This window comes from Veillonella sp. oral taxon 780 str. F0422, assembly GCF_000221605.1.
In the GTDB taxonomy this organism is placed as follows: Bacteria; Bacillota; Negativicutes; order Veillonellales; family Veillonellaceae; genus F0422.
Genome location: NZ_AFUJ01000014.1, coordinates 1 through 5,371 on the forward strand (window position 1 = coordinate 1; position 5,371 = coordinate 5,371).

The following is a 5,371-nucleotide window of genomic DNA, read 5'->3' on the forward strand; positions in this document are numbered from 1 at the left end:
CGTTTTGAAAGCTTCAACATGCCATACACAATAAATGGCATCGGCAATATAGTCACCACTGCTAACCAGAGGGACATCTTTTGAACAAGGATACAAAACGCAATGACCCCAAAGAATAAGGCATCTACAAATAACATAACCCCTAATCCCAGAGACACACGTAGAGAGGTTACATCATTTGTCATCAAAGCCATAACTTTTCCTGGACCATGTTCATCATAATAAGATGTAGGAATGCGTAAGGCATGTCGAAATAACTCTCGACGTAAATAAAACTCAAAATTACGGATAGAACCTAGAAGCATATGACGAGAGATAAATTTTAACACAGTAATAACAATGCCTAATACGATAAACCACCATACATACTGCCAGATTCCATCTTTGCCAACATATAATGTATTGATAGCTTCCCCCATCCAAGAAGGAACCAGTAAGAATAACCCATTTATAGTAAGTAGTAATATGATTCCAATAATATATTTATACGAATGATCTTTGAAAAAGTAACGGAATAAATGAAAACCTTTCATAAGTACCCCCATTCTATGATAATTTCGATTTTTTTCGATAAAGTTTATTTACTAATTTTATTGTACCATGTTATAATGTCATTATACAAAAGATAATATTCCGTATTTTAAGGAGGAACATACAATGGAAAAACGTACAGGTGTAGTAACATTTGCAGGTAACCCAATCGCTTTATTAGGTAAAGAAGTAAAAGTAGGTGATAAAGCTCCTGCATTCACACTATTAGACAATGGCTTAGGTGAAAAAACATTAGCTGATTATGCTGGTAAAGTTAAAGTTATTTCTGTAGTACCATCTTTGGATACTGGCGTATGTGATGCGCAAACTCGTTGGTTTAATCAAAACGTTTCTAAATTAGGTGAAAACGTTGTTGTATTGACGGTATCTGTAGACTTACCATTCGCTCAAAAACGTTGGTGTGGTGCTGCTGGTATCGACAAAGTTGAAACTTTATCTGACCACCGCGACCTTTCTTTCGGTGAAAATTATGGTTTCATTCTTGAAGGCTTACGCTTATTATCTCGTGGTATCGTTGTCATCGACAAAGACGACGTAATTCGTTATGTAGAATACGTACCAGAGGTAACTTCTGCTGTAAACTTTGATGCAGCTGAAGCGGCTACTAAAGCGTTAGTATAATTGTTACTTACAAAGTATATAAGGGTGCAGTGATTCGTCACTCCACCCTTTTTTATTGGAAAGGTCCAAATGAATTATTTTTTGCAACAAATATCTACATTTTTTCAGTGGGTTCTAAACTTCACTCTATTCTCTATCGGCATTGTATTAACCGTAGCTGTTTTGAATACAGCATTTCATATTGTAACGCTCATACCAGGTTTATTCACAACCGAAGTGGCATATATTACATTTTTAGAAGAAATTATTAATTTCTTTCTATTTTTTGAATTCTTATCCTTAGTGGTAAAATATTTTAAAAACAACTTCCACTTCCCTCTTCGTTACTTTATCTACATCGGCATTACTGCCATCATTCGACTGATTATTGTATCTCATGAATCTGCTATAGATTTATTTCTTTGGTCTTCTGCTATCTTGGCCTTAGTCATCAGTTTAGTATTAGTCGTTCGATATGGTAAAGAGCCTAATACTGGAGAAAGATTATAGATTATCATAACAAAAGGACTGAACACAATGTTGTGGTCAGTCCTTTTTTATACTAAGTACCTATTATAGAATATTACGAGTATATTCTGCATACAACGCTTCTAATTCAAGTACTTTTTCATTCATTTCAACTTGTAATGTAGATGCTGTATCATAATCACCTTTTGCTAATGCATCAGTAATACGTGTAAATAAAGATTTGCTATCTACACTATCTTTTGCCAAGTATAAACGCAATGTATTGACTTTATTCCAGTTCGCACTATCAAATGCATCTGCTGTATCATGAACAGCTTGCAAAGAACGCACTAATTGAATATTAGCTGGCACAATACGGTTTGCTAGTTCCAATGTCCAACGTTTTAAAATACCCGCCATAAAGGAATCCATTAAATCTTGTTCAAAAGCACCACCCAATGTTAAAGATGCTACTTTTTCTGGATTGTTTGTATAACCTTGGATATTTTCCCATACAGTGGCAGGGGCTTTACCAAATTTACGATCACGCTCTTCTGCTGTAAAATCATCAAATACATCCACTTCTGAGCGATATTCACGGGATGTTTCTAGATAGTCAGCTGCTTCCCCTTCTTTTTTGGATAATTCCGCCAAAATCGCTTCTGGTGCTTTACCTGATGTGATAACATATTTCATGCCATCGAAAGCAGATAAATAAATCAATGCTAATGCTGTGTATGTATTTGTATATGGGTTTGGAGAACGCAATTCAAAACGAGTTGCCATTGGTGTATCCACATCGCGAATCAAGCCACAAAGGATCGTACGATTACGACTTGGCAATGCAGGATCTGTACCCAAGGATGTTACGATACATACAGGTGCTTCAAAGCCTGGTTTTAAGCGGTTCAAGGAGTCTGTTGTGGAGGAAATAAATGGGTTAATAGCTTCGTAGTGTTTTAATAGACCCATAATAGCACCATATGCCAATGGGCTGGCATGTTCTTTGCGTAAATCCGCTGGGGAGAACAAATTGTGGACTTTGCCATTTTTCATTTTCACCATTACACCAAAATGTGTATGCTCCCCAGAACCTGCTACACCGATGATTGGTTTCGCGTTAAAAGTAACATCTAAACCATTTTCACGGAACACTTCACGAACAATGATACGGGCTTGTAATTCATTATCTGCTGTTTGCAATGGATTATTTGTATATTTCCAGTCAATTTCTAATTGTTCTAATACCCAGTCCACATTACCTTCATCGTCAAGTTTGGCTTTTACCCCACCTACTTCTTTATGGCCCATTTCTGCATGTAAACCATATTTATCCAATAAGGATACTGCTTTTTCTAAAGCTGTACGCACGGAACCATGAGTACGTTGCCAGTATTGCTCTTGTAGTTTTTGAGATACGGATAACGCTTTTGCATCTACATTTCTGGACGGTGTTTTCACCCAAAATTCCAATTCTGTAGCAGATGTAAAGATAACGTCAGCGATTTCATTAGCATCGATAAATTCCATGCCTTTCACTTGGTTCGCTTGTAATAATTTCATCAATTCTTCTTTTACATATTCACAGCTACGTTTTAAGATAGAACGAGAGTCTACATAACGATCACAGTGTTTTAAGAATGCTGGAATACGAAGTGTACCAGTTGGTTTGCCTGTTTTTTCATCAATATGTTCATAGTTATAGTCTACAAACCAATTCACACTTGGATCGCCCCACATATCTACACGAGCATTGTTCAATGTTGCAATATTAGTTAATACAACAGAGGAACCATCTGTTTGTACCGCACGGCCTTCAAAAAAAGATTCATAATCATCAAAGAATTGCTCCATTGGAATTTTTTCATCTGTATCATTACCTGCAAGATCAACCCCTACTAAAGATACAAAACGAATTTCTGGATGTTGTTCTAGTAAGGCAAGAACACCTTCTTTACCATATTGGCCTGCTGGAATGTAGTATAATAATTCTTTGCTCATGATAAACCTCCTCATAATAAACAAAAAGACTCTAAGAAACTATGTTTCTTAGAGTCCTCATTGACTTAGTATTATATTATGCGATTATAGTAACATAATCAATTAAGTCTGTCAACTCATTGGTTGACTTTTGCAAGTTCTTCTTTGACAATGGCATTGACTAACTTGCCATCTGCACAGCCCTTAGTCTTTGGCATTACCAATGGCATAAGGTCACCCATCTTAATCGGTGCAGTTAGGGTGGAAATCGCTTCTACCACAATGTGACGAATTTCTTCCTCACTTAATTGGGCAGGCAAATATTTTGCTAATACTTCCATCTCAGCTTTTACTTGAGCAATCAAGTCATCACGATGACCCTTCTCAAACTCAGCTAAAGAATCTTGACGAATTTTCATTTCCTTCGCTAATATAGCGATAATATCTGAATCTTCTAATTCAATTTTCTTATCGATTTCTGTATTTTTATGGCGCTATTTACCATGCGAATGACTGAAAGAGCAACCTTACCCGCTTCGCGAGCTTTCATAGCTTCTTTCATATCTGTTTTAAGCTGATCTTTTAAGGACATGTTGTACCTCCAAGATTGACTTACGCTTTGAATTTGCGTTTTCTTGCTGCTTCAGATTTTTTCTTTCTTTTTACGCTTGGTTTTTCGTAATGTTCGCGTTTGCGTACTTCAGATAAAACACCTGCTTTTTGGCAGGAGCGTTTAAAACGACGAAGTGCACTTTCAAGCGATTCATTTTTACCGACTTTAATTTCTGACATCTATATCCCCCCTCCAAAACGTATAATGGAAGTGCAGGTAATTTATATACGCACATACAGATATTATAAGCAGTTGACATATATTTGTCAAGCCTAGTCCCCTATACTCTCTAGGATTTTATCTTACCATGTCATTTCCATGCCCATACGATACATACGATCATCAATATACAAATCATGAACTTCACGATTTAATAGATTATCAATTCCTACATAGGCAGATAATCCATTATTCCATTTTTTATTGACACTGAAGTTTAATGTGTTAAAAGAGTATTCATTATAACTATTAGCGCCGCGATTTCGCGCTTCTTCAAAACCATATTTATGTGTAAAGCTATTCCACAATACAGCACTATATCCATTGGATTTATGGTCATCATAAATCAGCTGTAACGTGCTAATAGAACGCGGACGATTACTTAAACGTTCATTGGTGCTCATATCCTTAGCATCCACTAAATTATAAGTACCTTTTACCATGAATCGATTTGTGAATTTGTGACCTATGCTTAGTTCCATACCTTGAATTTTTGCTTTCCCTATATTGTAATATTGATGACGTTGTGCCACACCAGGTACATCAGATTCTATCTGTTTAGTATCTATTAGATTGCTTACTCGTGTATGATAATACGATGCTTTTCCAAATGTTTTACCCCGTTCTGCTTCTAAAGCTATATCAAACGACGTAGACGTTTCAGGCTTTAAATTTGGATTTCCTATAATATTCAATACACCCATAGGTGTCGTATGGAACATATTTAAGTACAATTCTGAAATACTTGGAGCTTTATATCCTTTTCCAAAGTTAAATTTCACCCGTGTATGTATATCAAATTCATAGACTACTCCCAATTTTGGTGTAATATTATGCCCAAATTGACTGTTGTTTTCATACCGAATTGCCGATGTTAATGAAAGTTTTAGAATCGGTCGCCATAAATCTTCTACAAATGTGGCCCAAGAATCATAATGA

Annotated in this window: 6 protein-coding genes and 1 pseudogene; 2 read left to right on the plus strand and 5 right to left on the minus strand. The window is 36.0% G+C overall.

Annotated features, from left to right (window positions below):
• Nucleotides 1-533: ABC transporter transmembrane domain-containing protein (locus HMPREF9200_RS01935; protein ID WP_038144477.1), on the minus strand; the 533-nt coding region annotated here is incomplete at its 3' end.
• A 124-nt stretch (nucleotides 534-657) separates the two neighbouring features.
• Here HMPREF9200_RS01935 and tpx point away from each other — a divergent pair.
• Together tpx and HMPREF9200_RS01945 are read left to right on the plus strand one after the other, a co-directional pair.
• A complete protein-coding gene (gene tpx / locus HMPREF9200_RS01940; RefSeq protein ID WP_009353127.1) occupies nucleotides 658-1,173 on the plus strand; it encodes a thiol peroxidase in 516 nt (171 codons plus the stop codon).
• Nucleotides 1,174-1,242: 69 nt separating this feature from the next.
• A complete protein-coding gene (locus HMPREF9200_RS01945; protein ID WP_038144480.1) occupies nucleotides 1,243-1,662 on the plus strand; it encodes a phosphate-starvation-inducible protein PsiE in 420 nt (139 codons plus the stop codon).
• Between the two features lie 63 nt (nucleotides 1,663-1,725).
• On the opposite strand, the gene HMPREF9200_RS01950 is transcribed toward HMPREF9200_RS01945, so the two are convergent.
• The 4 genes and pseudogenes from HMPREF9200_RS01950 to HMPREF9200_RS01965 all read right to left on the minus strand — a co-directional run.
• The gene (locus HMPREF9200_RS01950; RefSeq protein WP_009353130.1) at nucleotides 1,726-3,621 is read right to left on the minus strand and encodes a glutamine synthetase; all 1,896 of its coding nucleotides are present in this window, start codon (nucleotides 3,619-3,621) and stop codon (nucleotides 1,726-1,728) included.
• Between the two features lie 116 nt (nucleotides 3,622-3,737).
• Nucleotides 3,738-4,192: pseudogene (locus HMPREF9200_RS01955) on the minus strand (GatB/YqeY domain-containing protein).
• Between the two features lie 20 nt (nucleotides 4,193-4,212).
• A complete protein-coding gene (gene rpsU / locus HMPREF9200_RS01960) occupies nucleotides 4,213-4,392 on the minus strand; it encodes a 30S ribosomal protein S21 (protein ID WP_009353131.1) in 180 nt (59 codons plus the stop codon).
• A 123-nt stretch (nucleotides 4,393-4,515) separates the two neighbouring features.
• Nucleotides 4,516-5,371 (minus strand): TonB-dependent siderophore receptor (locus tag HMPREF9200_RS01965; protein ID WP_009353129.1); only part of this gene is annotated, 856 nt, incomplete at its 5' end.

Excerpts from the sequence above, each read along its gene's own strand:
- HMPREF9200_RS01950 (WP_009353130.1), bottom strand. The coding sequence starts at position 3,621 with ATGAGCAAAGAATTATTATACTACATTCCAGCAGGCCAATATGGTAAA.
- HMPREF9200_RS01945 (WP_038144480.1), top strand. The coding sequence starts at position 1,243 with ATGAATTATTTTTTGCAACAAATATCTACATTTTTTCAGTGGGTTCTA.
- rpsU (WP_009353131.1), bottom strand. The coding sequence starts at position 4,392 with ATGTCAGAAATTAAAGTCGGTAAAAATGAATCGCTTGAAAGTGCACTT.
- tpx (WP_009353127.1), top strand. The coding sequence starts at position 658 with ATGGAAAAACGTACAGGTGTAGTAACATTTGCAGGTAACCCAATCGCT.